The following is a 22,460-nucleotide window of genomic DNA, read 5'->3' on the forward strand; positions in this document are numbered from 1 at the left end:
GACACATTCTTGAAACAAAATTGTGTTTGCACGAGCCGTTATGCTGACTACGCTGAAATTGTACAAAGCTTATTACAACAAGAAAGAGGGGCTAACTATGACCAACAACCAGAATGCTCAGGTCGTTGCACTCGAGTTATGGCGCTTTTGCGCACACTGCGTTGCTGCCATCGTTGTTGTAGGAGCGGTACTGATTGGGTTCCTTGGATCATGGGAGCTGGGCCTCAAGGTCGGCGTGCTGCCGTTACTGGCGCTCGTTGCTGCAGACATGTTGGCCAGACGTCGGGAGCATGACATTCAACTAAGGAATTCCTGACCACCTGCCCTCCTGCGCCGACCCGTGCGGTTCGCGCAGGATAAAACCCTCCGCTATTGTTCTTGTCGCCGTCCATTTGCCAGCTTAGCTGCCTCACTTATGGCTAATTTCGTAGTGGGCCGCCCACTCTGTAACCTCGTGGGCCGGCATTGGCGCTGCAATGCCGTAACCCTGAGCCAGGTAGCAGCCCAATCCAAGCAGCATGCTTTCCTGCAAGCTCGTCTCGACGCCTTCAGCAATGACTTCACGCTCGAAGGTACGTGACAAATTGATGATTGCCTCGGATAACGCCAGGTCTTCCTTGTCATGGAGGATGTCGCGTATGAATGACTTGTCTATCTTTATGGTTTGCGCGGGTAGGCGTTTGAGATAGTTGAGCGAAGAGAAGCCGGTACCAAAATCGTCCAGAGAGAAGGTGATCCCTATTTTCTGGCAGTCGATCAAGCACTGGCTGACATGCTCGAGGTTGTCGATTGCGGTGGACTCTAGGATTTCTATATCAAGGTAATGCGGCGAAACGCTGGGATGTCGTCCGAGCAAAATTCGCAGCCGTTCCACGAAATCGGGAAGTTGGAAATGCCGCGCCGCGATGTTTACGCTGACCGGCCGGTGATGGCCTTCACCCGCCCATGACTCGATCTGCTGTAACGCGCGATCAATTACCCACTCCCCGATATCAATTATCAAGTCAGTGCGCTCGACTGCGGGGAGAAAGGTGTCCGGCAGGAGAATTCCCCGTGCCGGATGGTTCCAGCGCAGCAGTGCTTCGAAACCCGTCACCGTGCCGCTGCGCAGGTTGACCTTTGGCTGATAATGGAGCTCGAGCTCGTCGCGTTCCAGCGCATGCCGCATACATTCAATCGTTTGAAACGCTGCTCTGGTCTCGTTGCTGATCGAGACATCAAAAAAACGGTATCGATTGCGCCCGTTTTGCTTGGCCTCGTACATCGCCTGGTCGGCATGGCGTAGCAAGGTATCAGGGCCCTCGTTATCTTTCGGGTATATGGAGACGCCGAGCGAGCCCGCGACGTTGAGCAAATTGCCATCGATGTGAAAAGGAACAGCTATCACGTCAAGGATCCGCTGTAGCGCGGCGGGCAGAAGTAGCTCGTCGACCTGGTCAAGCAGCAGGACAAACTCATCACCGCCCAGACGCGCCAGCAGATCTTCGGTGCGCATCTCACGAGTCAGTCGATTGGCGACTTCAACAAGCAGCATGTCGCCGATGGCGTGTCCAAAGCGGTCATTCACTGCCTTGAAACCATCCAGATCGAGTATGCACACCGCAAGTGAACGCTGATGGCGATGGGCGGCAGCGATGGCCTGATGCATTCGATCGTGCAGATATACGCGGTTGGGTAAAGCGGTGAGCACATCATGGGAGGCGCGCCATTGCAGGGCCTCGAGGAGCTCCTGCTTTTCCGTTACATCGAAACGGATGGAAATGTACTTTTCTACACGCGACGCCATGTCGTCCATGATCGGCACGATGGTGCTGTTGACCCAGTACATCGAGCCGTCCTTGCGACGATTGCAGATCTCGCCCTTCCAGATTCGCCCGTCAGCGATGGTGCGCCAGAGGTTGCGAAAAAACTCGGGCGAATGATGGCCGGAGTTGAGCAGCCGATGGTTGGCGCCGATCAGTTCTTCACGGCTGTAGCCAGAAATGGCGCAAAACTGATCGTTGATATACGTGATCATGCCGTGGAGGTCCGTCTCCGAATAAATAGCAGCAGCGTCTACTGCAGTGCGGTATTTATCGTTTGTCATCTACTAATCCGTGCAAGGCTGCTACGCACTTATGGGCTCGAAGGTGGCCCGTTGCACTAGTTGACTCGACGCCTTTGGAAAAGTGCAGCGTTACGGTCGGATATAGGCAGCCTTCTCGAACCAATGCCCCCACATTGTTTTCCGATAGGTTGGAATGGGTCGTTAGTCGGCGAGTCCGATTAGCTCATCAACCCGCTATTTTTAAGCCACGACGAGCCCGTCATTCATGTCCCAAGCCAACCTGACCTCCGCACGCGCCTGGCTTGATCGCCTCGACAAGTCACGTCACGCGATGACGCTGCTATTCCTAGCCTCCATGATGGAAACCTTGCTGATCCCCATCCCGATCGAGGTCATCCTCATCCCTTGGATGCTTTGCCACGCGGACCGTAAATGGCGAATCGCGACGGTCGCGCTGGCAGGGAACCTGACCGCAGCCACACTGGGTTACTACCTCGGTATGTTCGCGATGGATCAATGGGGCGACAGGCTCGTCGGGCTCTTTGGCGGTGAGGCTGCGTACGAGGAATTCGACAAGCAGTTCCAGGAAGACGGTTTCATGGCAATCCTGGCCATCGGGATTGTCCCTATACCGTTTCAGATCGCCATGCTCGTAGCGGGCGCCAGCGCCTATCCCATCGTTCTCTTTCTCGCCGCTGCCTGTCTCGCCCGAGGGGCTCGTTATTTCGGCCTTGCGCTGTTGATAGAGGTGGCGGGCAAGGCGGCCCTGGATATCTGGAATCGACATGCCAAGCCCATAGGCATTGCCGGGCTTGTGCTGTTTGGTGTGTGGGCATGGTTCAAGTGGGGCGGCTGAGGCGCTGCGTCTTTAAGAGCTGAAAAAAGCGCTTTGGCTCCGCGGTGGCGACTACTCGACTTTGGCCGTTTCAAGATAATCGCGGTAGTAGTCCAGCGTGGCGAGGTTCTTGTCCTTGGCTTCGAACATCATGTCGAACCGGTCGAGGAATTCACGCGCATAAAGGTTGGTCCAGCGATTCCACATGCGTTTGCTGTGGCTGTAGAGGTCACGTTTGCTGACCTTTTCCAGCAGCGCCGGTATTTCCAGTTTCTCATCGACGTTGAATCCCAGCTCCATCAGGCTTTCCGGCGGCTGCGAGTAATGCATGGTCGGCCGTACACCGTGCCAGCTGTCGATGATGCGCGCCACACGCGGGTCCTGTGGGTCGATATACCGGTCTTCATTGATCCAGCAGTGGTGGATGTCCAGCACCACCGGCGCAAGGTCGGCAAGCTGGAGGCAGTCGTCGACGCCGTAGGTCTTTTCCTCGTTCTCGAAGGTGATGCAATTACGCGCCTCGGTGGAGAGTCGCGGCCAGATCGTGCGGATGCCTTCGCCGGCCAGGCGACCGGCTATGTGCACGTTGCATTTGAAGTCCTGGAACTGCCGACCGAAGCCCATCATGCGGATCATGTCGGCGTGATATTCGAACTCGGCCAGGCTGTTCTCGACGACCTGAGGCTTGTCCGAGCCGAGCACGCAATATTGACCCGGGTGCAGCGACAGCCTAATGCCGGCTGCTCGTGCGCGCTCGCCAATCAGGGCAAAGCCTTTCTCCGTCGCCGCTTGCACCTCGGCCTGACGGTAGAAGTCGGCTGCTTCCGGATGGCTGTAGAACGGCAGCAAGTCGCTGCTCAGGCGCAACATGCGCAGCGGTGGTGGCAAGGTCTCGACGTATTCGAGCAAGCGCAACTGCGCGGCCAGGTTGTGTTCGATGATGCCGTTCAGCTTCTCGCGCGCCGCGTCCTGCGACACACTGTTGAGCCAGCGCAGCGTGGTCGAGCGAGGATTGAAGGCGCGTTCGATGGCTTCCAGCTCCTTCAGCGACTCGCTGTGGCCGGGATGACGGTACATGCAGGCGAAACCGATTTTGTACATAAATGACCTATGCCGGACGGCTGGTGTAGCCGCTACAAATGACTGTCTTGTTTAGTACTCGGACACTGCGGCAGGTGCCCTGCCTCTGATGAACAGTCGACCGCTGCGGCCCGAACGTGATCTGTAAGTCCAGTGGCGCAGCAATAGTCGCATCCGTATTTCGGTCCGTGCACAGGAGCGTCGAGTCATCGCCCCGCAAATAAGGTGAGGCAGCCGCGCATAATTGGCTGCTGGTCGACGTGACCATTACTCGGTCGGCCATCAGTCAGCGACGAAAAACCCGTAACATATCAACCATCTGTTGACGCCTTGGTTGTTTATTTCAATGTTTTCTGCCGTCAAGCGCTACAAGCTCCTGGTGTCGGGTGCCTTGGCGCGTTGTTTCCCTCGTACCTCCGCTTATTTTCAGTCGGAAGAGGAGCTGTTAGTGCGGCGCTGGCCGAACGCCGTTTCCAAACAGACGCTGCCTCGTACGAGCAAAAAGTCAGCTGCAGCTGCGAAGATCGGCCGTGCGACCAAGTCCCCTGCGGGGACAGCTACCCCAGCCAAGCCCCGCGCAAAAGCTCGCAAGCCGGCCAGTGAAGGCATTTATGGGCCGGCTAAGTTGACGGTCGATGAGCAGCAGATTCAGGCAATGCGTCTTCGTGTCGGTCGCGCGGTAGAGGTTGGCGTGATCTGCGCGCCGTCGGATGAGCAATGGGCAATGATCCTTGGAGACAGCCCAGTGACGCGCATCTTCGCGGGCGCCGGCTCGGGCAAGTCCACCACCCTGGTGCTGCGTGTGGTGTTCATGCTCTGCCATTTGGGCATCGCGCCAGAACGGCTGACCGTCATTTCCTTCACTAATGCATCCTGCACTCAACTGCGCGAACAGCTGATCCGGGTGTTGGGATTCTGGAATTTCGATTTCGATCCCGCTAGTGCGCGGCAGTGCGTGAGGACGTTCCATTCGGCCATGGCAGCAATGGCCAGGGACGTGTTGGGCAAGCCGGTCTGGTTCGAGCAACTGGACGAAAAGGGTGCCTCGCCTCTAGATCTGGATAACCCCCTGACCGCTTCACGCATGCGGCCGGCACAACAGCGACTGCTCAAACAGGCCTATCAGACCTGCTATGCCGAAGAGGATCGTTTTCGCACGCTGGTGCACGAGCTACTGCGCTTGCCATCACCAGACGATAAAAAGCGCGCTCCCAAGGCGCCTCTGGACGTATTCAAGCTGGCCGGCGAGTTCACCCCAGCGCCGCTGTTCGAGGCGTTCTACGCGCAAGCCGGGTTTATCGAAAGCATCGGTATTCGCATCGACCAGATGCAACCCGCCCGATTGCAGGGTTCGTCGGTGGAACGTGCCTTCAGCGAGGCCTTGGTGCTGTTCTGGCGGCATTTCCAGGCGCTGCTCGCATCTCAGGGATTGACCACCTTCAACGGTGCGTTCCAAGCCTTGACCCAACGTCTTGCGGCGGCTGACCGCAGTGTGTCGTCAGCAGCATTGACGCCGTTCAGCCACTTGCTGATCGATGAATTTCAGGACATCTCACCGCAGATCGTTCAGTGGCTGCAGGCGCTGCACCGTGCGCTGTCGAGCCAGGGCGAGGCCGTCAGCCTGATGGCCATTGGCGACGACTGGCAGTCGATCTACGGCTGGCGCGGCAGTTCGCCGGAGTTGTTCATGGATTTCGACAAATACTTCCCTGGCCGCGGCGCATCGAAGAAGAGCAGGGTGCTGATGCTGGAAACCAACTACCGTTCAATCGAGCCAGTCATCCGCGATGGCGAGGCCGTGTTGAGCGGGGTGACGTTCAAGCAGACCAAGGTCAGCCAGGCGGCCAAGGCGACGCAACAGGGCGATCATGGCGTAAAACTGGTAACCCGCTTCGATGTGAAGAGCCGGCTGCCAGAGCTGATCCGCGAGATCAAGGCCCAATGCGAACATGTTGCCGCTCGCCCGAATGCTGACCGCAACGCGGTGCTGGTACTCAGCCGGCGCAACGAGCCATTGCGGGCCATCGAGGCGCAGCTGGACCGCAAGCTGCCGGTCAAGACCTACACCATTCATCGCGCCAAGGGCCTGCAGGCCGAGGTCGCGATCATCGTCGATGATTGTCTGCCGGCCGAGCGCCATCCTTTGCGAAACGCGCTGTATGCCTACTCAGGTTTCTTCCGTAACAGCTATGACCAGGCGATGGCCGACGAGAGCCTGCGCCTAGCTTACGTGGCGATCACCCGTGGCGTTAGCCGGGTGTTCTGGTATACCCACAAAGTCCAGGGCGCAACGCGGCTGCTAGCCGACCATTGCAAGGCGCAGTGAGTAAGGCGGACTGGCGGCCGATAGCCGTCAGAAGCTAGGGTGAGGGCGCTTAAATCCGATATCGACGCACTGGAGCACATCGAATGCTGAAACTTTGGGGCCGGACGAACTCGACCAACGTGAAAAAAGCACTCTGGTGCCTGGCAGAGCTGAATATCGAATACACCCGTGTCGATGCCGGCGGAGTCTTCGGGGTGGTTGGCGAGGCGGACTACATTGCTAAGAATCCCAACCAGCTGGTGCCTTGCCTGGAGGATGGCGAATTGGTGCTGTGGGAATCCAACGCCATCGTTCGTTATCTGGCGGCGCAGTACGGTGAGGGCATCTTGTGGCAGGTCGATCCGGCGCAACGCGCCGAGGCTGACAAGTGGATGGACTGGGTCACCTCGTCCCTGGCTGCGCCGTTTCGCACGGTGTTCTGGAACATGGTGCGCACCGCGCCGGAGCAGCGCGACATGCCTGCGGTGCACGCCGCAACAGCGGAGTGCGGCAAGTTGCTGGCGATTGCCGACCGGACACTGTCGGTACAACCCTACCTGTCCGGCGCGTCGTTCGCCATGGGTGACATTCCGCTGGGTTGTTTCGCCTATGCCTGGTTCGAGATGCCTATCGAACGTCCTGACCTGCCGCACCTGCAGGCCTGGTATGAACGGCTTCAGCAGCGTAGGGCGTATCAGACCGCTGTTGTTACGCCATTGACATGATGCGGTTCGCCCGGGCCTGTTGAAGACGCTTCAGCGGTGGAACCTGTAGGTAATTCAATCGTCGGTCACCCCGGGGTCGCCTGACCGAAAACCTGCCTGATCAGCAGTGGCAACTGTTCGCCAGCCGGCCCGGCCAACGCAAATTCCCGCTCGCTGTGATCGGTTTGGGGTTGCGGATTGACGTGGACGACCACAGCACCGGCGCGCCAGGCCAAGCCCGGAACCTCGGCGGCGGGGTAGACCATCCCAGACGTGCCGACGGAGATCAGCAGGTCGCACGATTGCACGGCAGCGAAAGCGGTGTTCAACGCCTCAGTTGGCAGGCTTTCGCCAAACCAGACCACACCTGGACGCAGCTGACCACCGCATGCCGCGCAGCGTGGCGGCTCCAGACGGCGGCCACCTTCGGGCTCGTCCGGCATGGTTGGCGATGTGTCCGGGCGTTCACCGCAGTTGAAACAGCGAGGCTGATGGAGGCTGCCGTGCAAATGGATAACGTCGGTGCTGCCGGCTCGCTCATGCAAATCGTCGACGTTCTGGGTGACGAGCGTGAGATGGGGGACGTGCCGAGCCAATTCGGCAATCGCCATGTGGGCGGGGTTCGGCTGAGCCTGCAGCACCTTCATGCGCCGCCACTCGTACCATCCCCAGACCAGAGCCGGGTCAGCTCGGAAGGCTTCTGGCGTAGCCAGCGATGCGGCGTCGAAGCGTTCCCACAGGCCGGTGAGCGAGTCGCGAAATGTCGGAATGCCGCTTTCCGCTGACACGCCTGCGCCTGAAAAAACCACAACGTGCCTTGCACGGTGCAGCGCGTCGAGCAGTGGGTCCGGGATCATAGACTGACTCCTTTGCATCAGCGGCTAAACGGGCATCGATCAATACCACTGAGGATACCGATACACCAGCGGCAGCGATTTCTCCCAGGTCTTGCTCGGCTACTTCGACTGTTCAAGCTCCATCCCTGGGATGTTTTGGAGACTTGTTACATGCCACTTATTGATGCGCTACAACAGGGAGCATGTCTGCCTGATGTTTCAGTGAAAGCGCAACTCCGCGAGGGCGTAGCAAGTGATAGCCTCAGGGCGCCAGTGTTCAATTGGGCCCTAAGGGATTCGGTCAACGAATGGCGAAGCGACCGCTGAGTGTGCCCAGTCGAGAAGCCAGTGCACTCAACCCGGCACTGTCCTGCTCCAGCTGGCTCGCATCCACGGCATTCTGTTCGGCAATCTGCTGAACGCTCTGCAGGTGACTGGCGATATCCGCAGAGACCGCGGTTTGCTCATGGGTGGCAGCGGCTATCAGTTCATTCATGTGGCTGATGGCTTCGATTTCCTGCGCCATGGATTCCAGCAGTACCGTAGTTTTCTGACTGTCGTCGACGCAGCGGGCCACGCTCAGTCTGCTGTCCTGCATCGAATCGGCCGCTTTTCGGCTGCTCTGCTGCAGGCGTGTGATGATCTCCTGGATCTCGCGGGTCGAGGTCGCCGTTTTCTGCGCGAGGTTACGCACCTCATCGGCAACCACGGCAAACCCTCGACCTTGCTCCCCGGCCCGAGCGGCTTCGATAGCGGCGTTCAAGGCCAGGAGGTTGGTCTGTTCAGCGATGCTGCGGATCACTTCCAAAACGCGGCCGATCTGCTCGGACTGTGCGGCCAGGTCTTGCATGACCTCGTCGGTTCCGTCGATGCGGTGCGCCAGCAGGGTGATCTCCTCACGGCTGGTCAGGACCGATTGGCGCCCCTGTCCCGCCTTCGCGTTTGCAGCCTGTGCCGCCTGTGAGGCCCGATCGGCGTGGCCGGCAACTTCCTCGATGGCGGTCGACATCTGCTGCATCGCATCGACCATCTGTGCGGTTTCACCCAGTTGCAGGTCAGCACCATTACGCATTTGCCGGGTGGCGGTGTTCAGGCTGCCAGCCGTGCCGTCGAGGCTGCGCGCATCCGCTACCACGGCACTGACGAGTTCGGACAGTTGATCGAGCAAGTGATTGAACCGCTCGCCCACAGGGCCACTGGCAGCAGAGCGCTGGTTGAGGTCGATCCGTTCGGGGTTGCGTGTGATCTCTGCCGCAGCGCGGAGCAATGCCTCGCCTTCGCGCGCTTCGGCATTGGCGCGCACCGCCAGGTAGATGAGGATGGCACTCTCAAGCACCACATAAAACGCATGCAGGAAGACCTCGCCCCAATTGCCCTCAGGCATCAAAAACACACCGGCACCTTGTTGCTGCAGCGCAAAGAACGTCAGGTGATGCACTGCGATGGTCGCAGCAGCCACGACGATGGGCAGCCAGTCCCGGTAGTACACCAGAAACGCGAGCAGGGCGAAGATGCCGAAGTGCATTTCCAGCATGCCGTGTTCCTGGTTGATGTGCAGCGCTGACATGACCATGAACGCCGCACCGATAAGGCAACGCATCAACCGCTCGCCGGCAATCAGTGCGTTGAGCACCGTCATGGCGAGGGCGGTACCGCCGCCAATGACGAAGGCCTGTGCCCAGCTGCCACTCATCGCAGCCAGACCGAGCGCATATACGAAGAGAAACCACAGCACGCCGAGCATGATGCGGTCGGCCTTGCGGTAATGGTCTTGCATGGTGATGGTCGTGTTGCTCATAGAGTGTCTCTCGTAAAGCGCTCGGGCGCGCATCGCTATATCGGCTGGGCTTGAACTGGCTATCAGACCGTTCATCGCCTCAGCGGCAACGTGTGGCTTTAAACAAGCGGGGGTGCTTTAGGGCAGGGCGCTTAACCCAGTTGACAAGGCACGTCGGTGACGCTCAACGGTGCGGGGTAGGCTGGTTCTGTGGGACGAGCCAGAAGCTTCGTGTCGGGCTCACGCGATCCTGCGATGCAGCCAGCGAATCATCGAGCCAACGACGGGAACGTGTTGATAAAGCAGGGCGCCCGCGTCGAAGTAGTCGCGATGACGCACCACTTTGCCTGCAGCGTCCCAGCGCAGCATGGTGCAGCCTTCCAGGCTGATGAGCTGGCCTTGGTTGAGGCGGGGGTGACGAAAACTCATGATCCAGCGTAGATAGCCTTCGCCTTCGCGCACCTCGTCGAAGGCGAAGAAGGCGAAGTCGAGGGCAGTGACGTTGGCGTAAAGCTCCGCGAAATACTCGTGCAGATCGGCCAGCCCGCAGATTTCATGCAGCGGATCTGTGAAGTGAACGTTTTCTGCATAGAGCTCACTCAGGCGGTCGAGGTTATGGGCATTAAGCTGGGCGAAGTTGGCCGAGAATTGCTGCAGAAAGCCGCTCACAGCGCCTCCCCCAGTTGCCTGAAGGCCGTAAGCGCGCGGTCACGGCTCATCGGCAGGTCGATGATAGGTGTCGGGTAATCGACGGCAGCAAACAGACCGTTGAGTTTCGCAGGGTTGTGAATCGCGCGTTTGTCCAACTCGGCCAGCTCAGGCAGCCAACGCCGCAAGAAACGGCCGTCCGGGTCAAACTTGGCAGACTGACTGAGCGGATTGAACAGTCGGAAATAGGGCACCGAGTCGGTTCCCGTCGAGGCGCTCCACTGCCAGCCGCCATTGTTGGCTGCGAGGTCGCCGTCGATCAGGTTTTGCATGAACCACCGCTCACCTTCACGCCAGTCGATGAGCAGGTTCTTGCTCAGAAACATGGCGACGATCATGCGCAGGCGGTTATGCATCCAGCCGGTCGCCAGCAACTGGCGCATTGCCGCGTCGATGATCGGAAAACCGGTATGGCCCTGCTGCCAGGCAGCCAGCTCATCGGGTGCGTGACGCCAGGGCAGGGCTTCGGTTTCTCGCCGGAAGCCTCGACCCATCGAGACGTGTGGATAGCCCACCAGGATATGTTTGTAGAACTCGCGCCAGAGCAGCTCATTGATCCAAGTGACGGCACCTGGATTGCCGCTGTCGTGTTCACCGCGATTTGCTCTCAGCGCAGCATGCAGACATTGCCGAGGCGAAACGACGCCGGCAGCCAGATAGGCAGAAATCTGGCTGGTACCAGGCTCGGCAGGGAAGTCACGACGCTGTTGATAGTCTGCAAGGTCGTCTTCGGCAAACTGGGCGAGGCGCAGCTGGGCGAAGTCTTCGCCTGCCGGCCACAGCGAGCGCAGATAATCGCTGGGTTGGGCGAATCCATCGACTGTCTGCGGTACCGAGTCGCTGGCAATCGGCAGCGATGCCTGGCGATCCGGAACGGGTAAACACGCGGGAAGTGACCCTGCCAGCCGGGCATAGCACACCTTTCGAAACTGGCTGAAGACTTTGAAGTAGCCACCCGACAACGTAGTGATAGTTCCTGGTGCAAACAGCAGCTGATCAAGGTGGCGTCGCATGCTTGTGGGTGTTTTCCGAAGCGCTTCGGCGACTGCCTCGTCACGGCGCTGCTCGTTCACTCCATACTCGTCATTGACATGCAGGGTGCCGATCTCGTGGGTGCCGCAAAGGTCGGCGATCACAGCGGGCACTGCCTGCCAGTCTTGAACGGTGCGAATCAGCAACGGAACGTTCAGTTCTGAGAGGCGTAGCGACAGCTCAGCCAGGTTGCGTAGCCAGAAATCGACCTTGCAAGGCGCATCGTCATGGGCATGCCATTGGCCCGGCGTGATCAGATAGAGCGCCACCGTGGGGCCGGAGCTCATCGCGGCTGCCAGGGCGCTGTTGTCACTGACGCGCAAGTCGGTGCGTAGCCAGAGAAGCTGGTTCATTCCAGATACCCTTTAGGGTTTTCAAGCAGCGACCCAGCCTGCAGGGCTTCGAGCGCGGCGAGCGGGTCAACGGCGAGGGTCAGGCCGGGTATGTCACGCAGTTCAGCAAAGTGAATGCTGGCTGCCGGCCCCGCCAGCAGCAGCGGCATGTTTTCCGGGTCGGCCAGCCGGGGCAGATGCCGCTTGAGGTAGCCGCTGTCCAGTGACTGGCTGGCATACAGCAGCAGACCCCGCGGCTTGATTCGCTCCAGGGCCAGTGGCAGTTCCGCCAGTGGTACAGACCACTCGATCACCTCGGCAGCGCAACCTGCACTGGACACCAGCCAGGCGCTGAGCCACAGCCCCGGATCGAAGCGCTGATCGCACAGGGTCGTCAACAGCAGCGGTGCGCCGCCATGCTGACGGTTGCTGTGATAGATGCGAGTGCCGAGTTTGGTTCGCAGCCACGAACAGAACAATCCACGCTCGACTTCTGCGCCGAAAGAGCTGGTCCAACGTTGTTCGAGGCTCAGCAGCAGTGGCAGCAACAGGTGCTTGCACAAGGTCAATGGCGGATACAGCGAAAGCGCACGGTTGAAACTGTCGTCGAGCTGTCGTTCGGAGAGTTCGGTGACGGCCAGGAATATCTGGTCATGCAGACCGCCCCATGGGCTGTGCTCGTTCAGATTGAGACTCTGGCGAGCATCCAGCAACTGCTTGACCTGGCCGACGGCTACACCCCGATTCAGCCATTTGAGAATGCTCTGGATCCGCCTGACGTGGCTGTCGTCATAGAGCCGATGGCCCTTGGGTGTGCGACGCGGCACGATCAGCCCGTAGCGCCGTTCCCAGGCCCGCAGCGTGACCGGATTGACGCCGGTGACGCGCGCAACTTCCCTGATCGGGAACCAGCCGTCTTCACGGCTCAGATCGATGTCGTCATCAACAGTCAGGGTCATGTCTAGATGCCGTTGCGCAGGCTGAGGTCTTCGGGGTGCGGCTGCAGATATACCTGGCTGGCCACATAGCGATCCGGATGACGGCGGAAGTGATGCTTGAGCAATGTCATCGGTACGACGAGCGGCACGATGCCCTCGCGGTATTGGCTGATAAGGCGTTGCAGTTCCTGCTTGTCGTCGCCGCAAAGATCGTTCTTCAAGTACCCGCTCAGGTGCTGCAGCACATTGCTGTGGGTGCCGCGCGATGCGGTGGTCTTGAGCGCGGCCATCAGCTGGCTGAAGTAGATCGGTGCGAACTCATCGAGCGGCTTTATGCCCACCGTTGCGACCATCCGGCCGAGGGCTTTGTATTGCCCAGGGTTGGTCGCCATCAGCTGATACTTGTGACGCGAGTGAAATTCGACCAGTGCCTTGCGGGTAAGCCCGGCTTCGAGCAAACGCTGCCATTCGGCGTAGGCAAAGATTCTTGTGAGGAAATTTTCTCGCAGTACGGGGTCGTTCAGCCGACCGTCTTCCTCGATGGGCAGGTCCGGTCGCGCTTCCATCAGCGCATGGGCAAACAGGCCGGTGCCGCCGCCGTCGATAGGATGCCCATTGGCTTGGTAGACCTTGACCCGTTCCATCCCGCAGGAGGGGGATTTCTGCATCAGGATATAGCCGCTGATATCGCTCAGTTCGCGAGCGATCTGCTTGCCGTATGCAGTCAGGGCTTCGCTTACGTCCAGCTCCGGGTGCACGGTGCCCACTGCACGAGGGCTATCGGGATCACCGACCAGGCGGATTGGCTCACGTGGCGTGCCGAGACCTATGGCGACCTCAGGGCAGACCGGCACGAATTCGAAATGCCTGGCCAACGTTTCGCTGCATAGGCGCGATTCCTTATGGCCGCCATTGAAACGCACCGGGCTGCCCAGCAGACAGGCACTGATACCGACTTTGATAGGGGAACGAGAGCTATTAGGCATGTGATCGACCTCGCTGCACTTGTACAGGTAAGGTTTTCTGTACAATATGAGGCCATCATAAGTGGTTACTTGTACAAGTCAATACTGCATGTACAAGATTCCGTGAGACAGCTGATGCTGCCTGCTAAGCGCCTACTTTAACGCCACCCGAACAGCCATTGCTGATCGTCGCGCAGGACCTGCCAGTCGATCCACTGGCTTCGTTGAGTGAGGACAGCCTGAAGCTCAACTTGCAGCAGAACTCCGTTTTCATCCCGTAACAGCTCCGTGATGAGGAAGTGCTTTTCCTTTTTTTGGGGCGTAGTGGACGTCCACTTGGAAAGCAGCAGTTTGTCTGGATTGAATCGATTCATAACGACCGGACACCGGAAAAAGACTGAAAAGAGCATTGGCAGCCTGTTGAGTAGTTGTACATAGACTACGCTTGCATTACCAAGTTATACAGCATTTGATTTCTGTATAGGTGTAACATCAGAATGTAGCAGCCCGCTGAGTCATCGGTGCGGGCCCACAGCTGAGATGCGGAGGCTGCAATGAACATATTGCTCACCGGCGGGACTGGCCTGATTGGTCAGGCGCTGTGTAAACACTGGTTGCCACAGGGGCATCGGCTCTGGGTCTGGAGTCGGTCACCCGAGCAGGTTGCGGAGCGTTGCGGCGAGTCGGTAAAAGGCATTGGCGAGCTTCGCGAACTGGACCAGGTCCAGCTCGATGCAGTTATCAATCTGGCAGGTGCACCGATTGCCGATCGGCCTTGGACCAAGTCCCGTCGTTTGCTGCTGTGGAACAGTCGCATCAAATTGACCGAGCAGCTGGTGGAATGGCTTGCAACACGGCAGCAGAAACCCAGTGTGCTGATTTCCGGCTCGGCGGTCGGTTGGTATGGCGACGGTGGTGAGCGGGAACTGAGCGAGGACGACAGTCCGGTTACCAACGATTTCGCTAGCCAGCTGTGTGCTGCGTGGGAAGAGAGTGCCATGCGAGCGGAGTCGTTGGGCATTCGCGTGGTCCTGATCCGGACCGGCTTGGTGTTGGCACCTCAAGGCGGCTTTCTGCAACGTCTCAGGCCGCTGTTCGCGCTTGGGCTTGGCGGCAGACAGGGCAATGGCCGTCAGTGGATGCCTTGGATTCACATAGACGATCAGATCGGCCTGATAGATTTTCTGTTTCACCAGCCCGAAGCAGGCGGCCCCTACAATGCGTGCGCACCACAGCCGGCACGCAATGCCGAGTTTGCTAAAGCCTTCGCAGCGAGCATGGGGCGTCCGGCAATACTGCCGGTGCCTGCGCTGGCCTTGAAGGTCGGTTTGGGCGAACTTTCCGGGCTGATCCTTGGCGGACAAAAAGTGCGACCGTTGCGATTGCAGGTCGCAGGATTTCAGTTTCGTTTCGTGACATTGGATGCGGCATTGGCAGACCTGCGCAAGGCGTGACCGCTGTGTGAAAATAGCGTCGCGACCCAGGGGTGCGGCGCGATCCATTAAATCAGTAGTTGGAAATGTGCATGTCCGAGCAGGCGTTGTTGTTGGTCAATCTGGGTTCTCCGGCGTCCACCGAAGTGGCCGATGTTCGCCGCTATCTCAATCAGTTTCTGATGGACCCATATGTCATCGACCTGCCTTGGCCCGTTCGCCGGCTGCTGGTCTCGCTCATCCTGATCAAGCGCCCGGAACAGTCGGCACATGCCTACGCGTCCATCTGGTGGCCGGAAGGATCACCTCTGGTGGTGCTGAGCCAACGCCTGGCCGACGCTGTTCGGCCGTATTGGAAAGAGGGCCCGGTCGAGCTGGCGATGCGCTATGGCGAACTGTCCATTGAGCGCTCGCTCTTGAAATTGGCAGGGCAGGGCATCAGGCAGGTCACTCTGGCGCCGCTGTATCCACAATTCGCGGACAGCACCACGACCACCGTCATTGAAGAGGCACGGCGGGTGATTCGCGAACGCGGCCTCGACATTCAGCTGTCCATTCTGCAGCCGTTTTTCGACCAGCCGGAATATCTCGAGGCGTTGGTTGCGAGTGTTCAACCGCACCTGGAACAATCGTTCGACCACCTTCTGCTGAGCTATCACGGCTTGCCTGAGCGGCATTTGCGCAAGACGGATCCGACCGGCGCGCATTGCCTGAAAACCGATGATTGCTGCCAGCGTGCCGAAGGCGCGGTGCTCGCCAGCTGCTACCGCGCGCAGTGCATTCAGAGCGCAGCGGCATTTGCCGAGCGTGCCGGCTTGCAACCCGAACAGTGGTCGGTGTCATTCCAGTCACGACTGGGGCGTGCCAAGTGGATCGAGCCCTATACCGAGGCGCAGCTGGAAGAGCTGGCGGCCAGAGGCGTGAAGAAGTTGCTGGTGATGTGCCCGGCGTTCGTGTCTGACTGCATCGAAACGCTTGAGGAAATCGGTGATCGAGGCCGCGAACAGTTCGTTGCGGCTGGTGGTACGGATCTACAGCTGGTCCCTTGCCTGAATACCCATGAGCAGTGGGTGCAGGCGCTGGCCACCCTGTGTCGCCGGGCCCCGCTGGCGCTGTAAGCGGTCCATCTCGGCGTGAGGTAAGCGAATGCGACCCTCACGCCACGGGGTCGAGCTCCAGTGCTTCGAACGCTTCTAGCGGCACGGGACGGCTGAACAGATAACCCTGGAACATGTCGCAACCATTGGCGACCAACAGTGACCGCTGCTCTTCCGTCTCGACCCCTTCGGCGATCACTTCCAGATTGAGCCCGGAGGCAAGAGCGCAGGTGGCACGGATGATGGTCTGGCTGCTGACGTCATCGACCAGCTGACGAACGAACGACTGGTCGATTTTCAGTTGGTCGAGCGGCAACCGCTGTAGGTAGGCCATGGACGAATAACCTGTGCCGAAGTCGTCGATCGAGAACCGAATGCCGTGCTGCTTCAGCGTCCTCATTCGAACTACCGCTTCTTCCATATCATCGAGCAACAGGGATTCGGTAATTTCAAGCTTGAGCAGTCGCGGATTGGCACCGGTGCGTTCGAGCAACGCGAGCACACGATCAACGAAGTCGGCCTGATAGAGCAGGCTTGCACTCAAGTTGACGGCAAGCGTCAGTGTCGCCCAGCGTGGCTGTTTGGCCCAAGCGGCGAGCTGTTCGCAGGCCTGGGTGAGCACCACGAAATCCAATGTCTCGATCAGTCCGGCCCTTTCGGCCGGCCCGATGAAGTGGAACGGGCTGAGCAAGCCGCGTTGCGGATGCTGCCAGCGAACCAGAACTTCAGCACCGACGATCCCACGATGGCGTTCAATTTGGGGCTGGAAATGAATCACGAACTCGCCGGCTGTCAGGCCGCGGCGGATTTCGTCTTCCAAGCGCAGGCGTTCTTGTACAGCCTGCTGCATGCGCGGGTCGAAGAAGCGCAGGGCGTTCTTGCCGGCCTGTTTGGCTTCGTACATCGACATGTCGGCGCGCTTCATCAGCTCTTCAGCGTCCCCGTCATTGCTGTTCAGCAATACCACACCGATGCTGGCGCTGCTGTGCAGCAGCAGGGCGCCCAGTCGGTAAGGCTGACCCAATGCCGACAGAATCCTTTCGCCTATCTGCTCGGCCTGGGCTGCTGCGTATTCCGCCTTGGCATCCAGATCTTCGAGCATGACCACGAATTCGTCGCCGCCGAGGCGGGCAACGGTGTTGATGCCACGGACCTCACCGCTCAGGCGTTCGGCCACCATGCAGAGCAATTGGTCGCCGGCCTGGTGGCCATGAAGATCATTGATGTTTTTGAAGTTATCCAGATCGATGAACATCAGCGCGCCGTAATGCTGGCTGCGTACAGTGGCTGCCAGGGCCTGCTTGAGGCGATCGAGCAACAGGCGACGGTTGGGCAGGCCGCTCAGGGGGTCGTAAAAAGCGAGGTTATGAATGCGTTCTTCGGCTTGCTTGCGTTCGGTAATGTCGGTGAAGGCCGCCACGTAGTTGGACACAGCGCCCTGAGCGTCGAGCACGGTGCTGATCGACAGCCACTCGGGGTATACCTCGCCAGTCTTGCGGCGGTTCCAGATCTCGCCCTGCCACGCCCCTGTCTGCTGGATACTGCGCCACATGGTCAGGTAGAAATCGGGCGCGTGGCGACCGGAGGCGAGCAGGCGCGTGTCTTGTCCGATGGCCTCGTCTGCGCTGTAGCCGCTGATCTCGGTGAATGCCTGGTTAACCTGCAGAATGCGGTTCTTGGCGTCGGTGATGATCATGCCCTGCTGGGATTCGAAGGCGATTGCGGCGATGCGACGCTCCTGTTCGGCTTTGGCACGCTCGCTGATGTCACGGCTCAAACACACCACGGCTGGCTTGTACGGTTGCGCCAGTGGCAGGCGCTGGGCGCGTACTTCGAATATCTTCAAGCCGTTTGCGGTCTGGATAGAATATTCAAGCAGGCCGGGTGTGCCGCTTGAAAGTGTGTCACGAATCAGTTCGCGGAAGCGTTCTGCCTGGATGGGAGGGAGCACATCATCCACAGTCTTACCGATCAGGTTTTGGCTGCCTCCTTGAAGCAGCGACGAGTCGTTGGCGATCACCTCCAGGTAGCGACCGTCCTCATCAAGCACCAACAGCACGTCGGGGATCGCCTGAGTGATCGCCCTCAAACGTGCCTCACTGAGATGCATCGCACGTTCGATCTGGTCGCGTCTGAGCAGATCAGCCAATAGCAGACCTAATAGCATTACCGCTGTTGGCAGCACCAGCAACATGGGCACCGCAACCTGCTCGAGTGTAGGTGCGACAAGTTGAGCCGGTAACAACAACAGTGAGGCTACGACACCGCCATGCAGGACCAGGCCAAAGATCAGCAATTGCCAGCTGCCGACGGCGATCTGGCCGCGGCGATGGAAATGACGGTAGGCAAGTCCCAGGGCGATGGGTAGCAGTACGTTGATCAACCCGACCCAGACGCCTACGCCACCCACCCACAGCCGATACGCGCCGGCAACCAGACCCGCGATACCCGCGGCGATCGGGCCTCCAAACAAGGCCGCCATGCTCAGCACAACAGTGCGCGCATCGAAGATGACACCGTCCTGGACGGATATGGGCATCAGCATGCCAACGATGCAGGCTCCGCCGAACCAGATGCCGGCCGTGCATTGCGCCCATATCTGGTGGCTCTGGCCCCAATGACGCGCGGTAACCGATAGCAGCCAGCAAAGCGCAAGCAGCACCGTTGCGTTTTCAACGAAAGCGTAGGAAGTCAAAGAAGCGGACCTGAATTCAGCCGCCGTCCAAGTTGGCGGGAATGTAATGGCAGATGGCAATTATTCGTGTTTTCCCAGCAGTCTGCATCAATAAATGCACTTTCTGGTCACAAGTGTTGCCGCGACTTCAGGCTGAAGCGCCTACCAGCCTTATCGGCAGCCCTGATGAAGGCTGAAGTGCCACGGAGCACAGGCCGACATGCGGCACACTGGTTAGCTTTGGAGGGCCGCAAGCTGCTCCCGGAGTTGCTGGACTTCGGCTTCAAGCTCACGGACTCGTTGCTTGGCTTCGACTTCCGGGGTGACGTCCTTCTGGATACCGATGTAATAGGTGAGCTGATCACCCTCGTTAAACACAGGTGTAATGGACAGTTCGTTCCAGAAGGCACTGCCGTCCTTACGGTAGTTACGAATAATCTGGCGGCAGGGAGTGTTGCTTCGAACTGCTTCACGAATCGCTGCAAGACCCGGCTGGTCACGGTCGTCCGCCTGCAGGAAACGGCAGTCCTGGTAGAGGATGTCGTCGACCTCATAGCCCGTGAGGCGCTGAAACGCAGGATTAGCGTAGATCAGAATATTGTCGTCGCCTTCCTGCTCGGCTACCACGATCCCGTCGTTGGAGGCTTCGATTACCAGTTGCAGCAGTTTGGCATTGATCATCAGGGTGTCTCTTGTGCGTTTTTCGGCATTCTAGAACAACTACCTGAAGGCTGGCACAAGGCTTTTTGTAGCGAGGCGGTTCTGCCGGTTGGCAAGTCGGTTGACGCCTCAACGGTGGCTGCGAAAGCGCTCAGTCGTTGCGCTCCCGCAGTGCCTGGTAAACGGCTGGGTTATTGGTTGCGAAGTTGCGGTCGCCATAGGCCGAGAGCCTCGGCACGGCCCCGGCAGATCTATAGGGTCTGGCGCAGAGCAGATGCTCCGGTACCGGCGGTAGAAAGTGCGGCCGAGCGATGGATAGCCCGTCAGCTGACGAGGGGAGTGGTTCAGGCGAGGCGTTGCCCGCCGCTGGCAGCGAGCGTAATGGAAACCGATTCGGCAAACCGCAGCGCATGTGGCTTGTCGACCTCGACCTCGGCGTACTCAACGCTGGGCAGCCGCATAACCAGGTCCAAGATTTCCTGTGTCATGCGCTCCAGCAGGCTGAACCGATTGTGCTCGACGTGGGAGATGACCGCTTTGGTCAGCGTCCGGTAGTTCAATGCAGTGTCTATGTCGTTATCGCGAACCGCATCGACGGCCTTGTAGAGCACCGTCAGGTTGATCAGCACGTCCTGCTTGTTGAGGATTTCATCCTCATTGATGCCGATGTAGGTGCGAAGACGTAAATCCTTGACGCGGATGCGGGCGATGCCGGATTCCAGACGAGGCATTAGCGATTCCCCCTAATTAGCTGCAGGAATTCCATTCGGGTGGTGCAGGACTCCCGGAAGGCACCCAACATCACCGACGTGTTCATCAGCGAGTTCTGCTTCTCGACCCCGCGCATCATCATGCACATGTGCTTGGCTTCGATGACCACCGCAACACCAGCTGCGCGAGTCACCTCCTGAATCGCCTCGGCGATCTGGCGGGTGAGGTTCTCTTGAATCTGCAAACGGCGCGCATACATGTCGACGATTCGTGCAATCTTGGACAGACCGAGCACCTTGCCGGTCGGGATGTAAGCAACGTGTGCTTTGCCAATGAAGGGCAGCATGTGGTGTTCGCAGAGAGAATAGAGCTCGATGTCACGGACGATGACCATTTCGTCGCTATCCGAGGCAAACAGGGCGCCGTTGACCACTTCCTCGAGGCTCTTGCCGTACCCATTGCACAAGTACTGCATGGCCTTGGCGGCGCGCTTCGGGGTGTCGAGCAAGCCTTCGCGCTGCGGGTCTTCACCGACCCCCAGAAGTATTTGGTGAAAATGGCCGGGTAGTTCGTTCATGGGTGATCCTCTGGGAAGCCATCCGTAGGCAAACCCTACGTGTTTGGGTCGTGGCGAAGGCGTCGATGGCGAGCAGCCTGTACAGCCTCGCTGGTGAGGCAAAGCTATACCAAATAATTTATCTGTACAAGAAAATTACAATAGCCTGGCGCCATGAGATCAGAGTCTGAACCGCTTAACTGGCTTTATCTCCCGCGTCTTGTAGCGTTTCCTGAGCAGTTGAGCTGAACAATGCAGCGCGCATGAGCATCTGTGCCTGTAGAGGTTTTTCTGAGCGGCAAGGTGTCAAAAAGGATCGCAACGGTCGGTACAACGGCTGCTGCCTTCGGGATGGGGTAGCCAGCCAAGATGAGGTCGCGCCAGGCTGAACAGCCAATAGGCGAGCAGGAGCAGGGGTCGTAACGGACGCCAACCCAGAGGCGCGGCCCATTTGCTAAGGCCTGCCGCGCGCCAACTCCAGTAGGTCGCGTCAAGACCTGTAAGCCAGTGCCCATCGGCGCTGCGCGCGTGAAGCTTGCCGCGGAGCTGGGCAAGCGATCGCTCCTCGCTAACGAAACCAGGCGAACTGATGTCCACCAGTCGCAGGCGCTCCTGTGTGGCATGACGCCGCAACCAAATGACTTCGCGGGCGCAGAGCGGGCAGGCACCGTCGACATAGAGCGTAAGCGGTAGCTTAGGAGACATTGCACAATCCTGTACTTGTATAACTTCTGTACAGCCTATGCCTGCAGGCCCTGAGTTACAATGCGCCCATTCCTTTGCATGAGCTGTGCGCGTCATGACCGAATTTGCCCGTGCCTCTTCGCTGCTTTCGTCTTCATCCCTCAAGCAGGAAGAGTTGTTCCCGATCCGAGAGGTTTCACGCCTGACGGGTGTCAACCCGGTCACCTTGCGTGCCTGGGAACGACGCTATGGCTTGATCCAACCGACTCGCACCGAAAGCGGTCATCGCCTTTATTCGATGGCTGATGTCGAGGCGGTGCGCAGCATCGTGGCTTGGACGGAACGTGGCGTGGCAGTGAGCAAGGTGGGCAGCATTCTGTCACGCAGCGCTGCAACCCGAGCGGCGGTGCCGCCTGAACAGCAGGAGGCCGTCGCCGGCGAGTGGGGTGAATGGCAGGCTCAGGTGCAGCGGGCAGTGAGCAGTTTCGATGAGAGCCGCCTCGATCAAGTGTATGGACAGGTCTTCTCGACGTATCCACTACCAGTGGTATTTCAGGACGTGCTGTTGCCTTTGTGGCAACAGTTGCTGGTGCGCCAGGATGAGTTCGGTCAAACCAGCGAGTGGCTCTTCCTCGACAATTTCCTGCGTGCTCGCGTGTTGCAGCGGCTGCAACTTGCACGAGCCCAGGCGCAAGATCGCGTGCTTTTGGCGGCTGTCCCTGGTCAATGCCGCGAACTGGAATTACTGATCGCCGGCCTGTTGCTTACCAGCGACGAGGTAGCCGCCAGCGTATTGGCTATCGGCCAGCCATTGGATGAGCTGACTCTGATCTGCGAAAAAGTCCGCCCGCGCGCATTGGTGTTGTACTCCAACGTTCCGCCCAATGCAGCTTTGCTAAAGCAACTGGCCAAGCTTGCGCTGAGCCTCGACTGCCCCTTGGCTATGGCGGGTGAAGCGGCCGAGTTTTCTCAGGAAGGGCTGCGCGGATCGCCGATCGCCTGTCTGGGCAACGCCGGCAAACTGATGCAGCGCCGTCTGCTGCAGTTTCTCGATGGGCATCTGGACACCTGACGACCGCGGGCCTT

General features: G+C 59.1%; 21 protein-coding genes. 7 read left to right on the plus strand and 14 right to left on the minus strand.

Annotated features, from left to right (window positions below; translation table 11 throughout):
• Window positions 1-40 precede the first annotated feature (40 nt).
• Window positions 41-316, plus strand: coding sequence for a hypothetical protein (locus tag CXK96_RS03660; protein ID WP_234484575.1), 276 nt, complete (start codon window positions 41-43; stop codon window positions 314-316).
• 93 nt (window positions 317-409) lie between these two features.
• Here the strand turns inward: CXK96_RS03660 and CXK96_RS03665 are convergent, their stop codons facing one another.
• A complete protein-coding gene (locus tag CXK96_RS03665) occupies window positions 410-2,086 on the minus strand; it encodes a putative bifunctional diguanylate cyclase/phosphodiesterase (RefSeq protein WP_102835145.1) in 1,677 nt (558 codons plus the stop codon).
• A gap of 226 nt (window positions 2,087-2,312) precedes the next feature.
• Between CXK96_RS03665 and CXK96_RS03670 the strand changes: the two genes are divergently transcribed.
• Complete coding sequence (locus CXK96_RS03670) at window positions 2,313-2,903, plus strand: YqaA family protein (RefSeq protein ID WP_102835146.1); 591 nt, start codon at window positions 2,313-2,315, stop codon at window positions 2,901-2,903.
• Between the two features lie 51 nt (window positions 2,904-2,954).
• Here the strand turns inward: CXK96_RS03670 and uvsE are convergent, their stop codons facing one another.
• Entirely contained in the window at window positions 2,955-3,983 is a 1,029-nt protein-coding gene (gene uvsE / locus CXK96_RS03675) for a UV DNA damage repair endonuclease UvsE (RefSeq protein ID WP_102835147.1), read from the minus strand.
• A 325-nt stretch (window positions 3,984-4,308) separates the two neighbouring features.
• Here uvsE and CXK96_RS03680 point away from each other — a divergent pair, with 325 nt between their 5' ends.
• Complete coding sequence (locus tag CXK96_RS03680; protein ID WP_102835148.1) at window positions 4,309-6,288, plus strand: DEAD/DEAH box helicase; 1,980 nt, start codon at window positions 4,309-4,311, stop codon at window positions 6,286-6,288.
• Between the two features lie 83 nt (window positions 6,289-6,371).
• Window positions 6,372-6,992, plus strand: a complete 621-nt coding sequence (locus CXK96_RS03685; RefSeq protein ID WP_102835149.1) for a glutathione S-transferase — start codon at window positions 6,372-6,374, stop codon at window positions 6,990-6,992.
• A gap of 65 nt (window positions 6,993-7,057) precedes the next feature.
• Here the strand turns inward: CXK96_RS03685 and CXK96_RS03690 are convergent, their stop codons facing one another.
• The 7 genes from CXK96_RS03690 to CXK96_RS03720 form a co-directional block, all read right to left on the minus strand.
• A complete protein-coding gene (locus CXK96_RS03690; protein ID WP_102835150.1) occupies window positions 7,058-7,828 on the minus strand; it encodes an SIR2 family NAD-dependent protein deacylase in 771 nt (256 codons plus the stop codon).
• A 280-nt stretch (window positions 7,829-8,108) separates the two neighbouring features.
• Window positions 8,109-9,605, minus strand: a complete 1,497-nt coding sequence (locus tag CXK96_RS03695) for a methyl-accepting chemotaxis protein (protein WP_102835151.1) — start codon at window positions 9,603-9,605, stop codon at window positions 8,109-8,111.
• Window positions 9,606-9,824: 219 nt separating this feature from the next.
• Complete coding sequence (locus CXK96_RS03700; protein WP_102835152.1) at window positions 9,825-10,253, minus strand: nuclear transport factor 2 family protein; 429 nt, start codon at window positions 10,251-10,253, stop codon at window positions 9,825-9,827.
• Complete coding sequence (gene phrB, locus CXK96_RS03705) at window positions 10,250-11,677, minus strand: deoxyribodipyrimidine photo-lyase (RefSeq protein ID WP_102835153.1); 1,428 nt, start codon at window positions 11,675-11,677, stop codon at window positions 10,250-10,252. The genes CXK96_RS03700 and phrB overlap by 4 nt, the downstream gene beginning before the upstream one ends.
• Window positions 11,674-12,615, minus strand: coding sequence for a MerR family transcriptional regulator (locus CXK96_RS03710; protein ID WP_102835154.1), 942 nt, complete (start codon window positions 12,613-12,615; stop codon window positions 11,674-11,676). The genes phrB and CXK96_RS03710 overlap by 4 nt, the downstream gene beginning before the upstream one ends.
• 2 nt (window positions 12,616-12,617) lie before the next feature.
• A complete protein-coding gene (locus CXK96_RS03715; RefSeq protein ID WP_102835155.1) occupies window positions 12,618-13,580 on the minus strand; it encodes a YbgA family protein in 963 nt (320 codons plus the stop codon).
• Window positions 13,581-13,717: 137 nt separating this feature from the next.
• A complete protein-coding gene (locus CXK96_RS03720) occupies window positions 13,718-13,933 on the minus strand; it encodes a TIGR02450 family Trp-rich protein (protein ID WP_102835156.1) in 216 nt (71 codons plus the stop codon).
• Between the two features lie 180 nt (window positions 13,934-14,113).
• Between CXK96_RS03720 and CXK96_RS03725 the strand changes: the two genes are divergently transcribed.
• Window positions 14,114-15,013, plus strand: coding sequence for a TIGR01777 family oxidoreductase (locus tag CXK96_RS03725; RefSeq protein WP_102835157.1), 900 nt, complete (start codon window positions 14,114-14,116; stop codon window positions 15,011-15,013).
• A gap of 71 nt (window positions 15,014-15,084) precedes the next feature.
• Complete coding sequence (gene hemH, locus CXK96_RS03730; RefSeq protein WP_102835158.1) at window positions 15,085-16,110, plus strand: ferrochelatase; 1,026 nt, start codon at window positions 15,085-15,087, stop codon at window positions 16,108-16,110.
• 37 nt (window positions 16,111-16,147) lie between these two features.
• Here the strand turns inward: hemH and CXK96_RS03735 are convergent, their stop codons facing one another.
• From CXK96_RS03735 to CXK96_RS03755, 5 genes are all read right to left on the minus strand, one after another.
• Window positions 16,148-18,784 (minus strand): EAL domain-containing protein, encoded by a 2,637-nt coding sequence (locus CXK96_RS03735; RefSeq protein ID WP_102835159.1) that lies wholly within the window; start codon window positions 18,782-18,784, stop codon window positions 16,148-16,150.
• A 213-nt stretch (window positions 18,785-18,997) separates the two neighbouring features.
• The gene (locus CXK96_RS03740) at window positions 18,998-19,444 is read right to left on the minus strand and encodes a PAS domain-containing protein (RefSeq protein WP_102835160.1); all 447 of its coding nucleotides are present in this window, start codon (window positions 19,442-19,444) and stop codon (window positions 18,998-19,000) included.
• 323 nt (window positions 19,445-19,767) lie between these two features.
• Complete coding sequence (folX, locus tag CXK96_RS03745) at window positions 19,768-20,154, minus strand: dihydroneopterin triphosphate 2'-epimerase (protein ID WP_102835161.1); 387 nt, start codon at window positions 20,152-20,154, stop codon at window positions 19,768-19,770.
• Window positions 20,154-20,711, minus strand: a complete 558-nt coding sequence (gene folE / locus CXK96_RS03750; protein WP_102835162.1) for a GTP cyclohydrolase I FolE — start codon at window positions 20,709-20,711, stop codon at window positions 20,154-20,156. Before folE ends, folX begins: the two co-directional genes overlap by 1 nt.
• Before the next feature lie 285 nt (window positions 20,712-20,996).
• Entirely contained in the window at window positions 20,997-21,395 is a 399-nt protein-coding gene (locus tag CXK96_RS03755) for a thiol-disulfide oxidoreductase DCC family protein (protein ID WP_102835163.1), read from the minus strand.
• Window positions 21,396-21,489: 94 nt separating this feature from the next.
• Here CXK96_RS03755 and CXK96_RS03760 point away from each other — a divergent pair, with 94 nt between their 5' ends.
• The gene (locus tag CXK96_RS03760) at window positions 21,490-22,446 is read left to right on the plus strand and encodes a MerR family transcriptional regulator (protein ID WP_102835164.1); all 957 of its coding nucleotides are present in this window, start codon (window positions 21,490-21,492) and stop codon (window positions 22,444-22,446) included.
• Window positions 22,447-22,460 lie beyond the last annotated feature (14 nt).

Origin of the sequence: Stutzerimonas stutzeri (assembly GCF_002890895.1) — a bacterium.
In the GTDB taxonomy this organism is placed as follows: domain Bacteria; phylum Pseudomonadota; class Gammaproteobacteria; order Pseudomonadales; family Pseudomonadaceae; genus Stutzerimonas; species Stutzerimonas stutzeri_AB.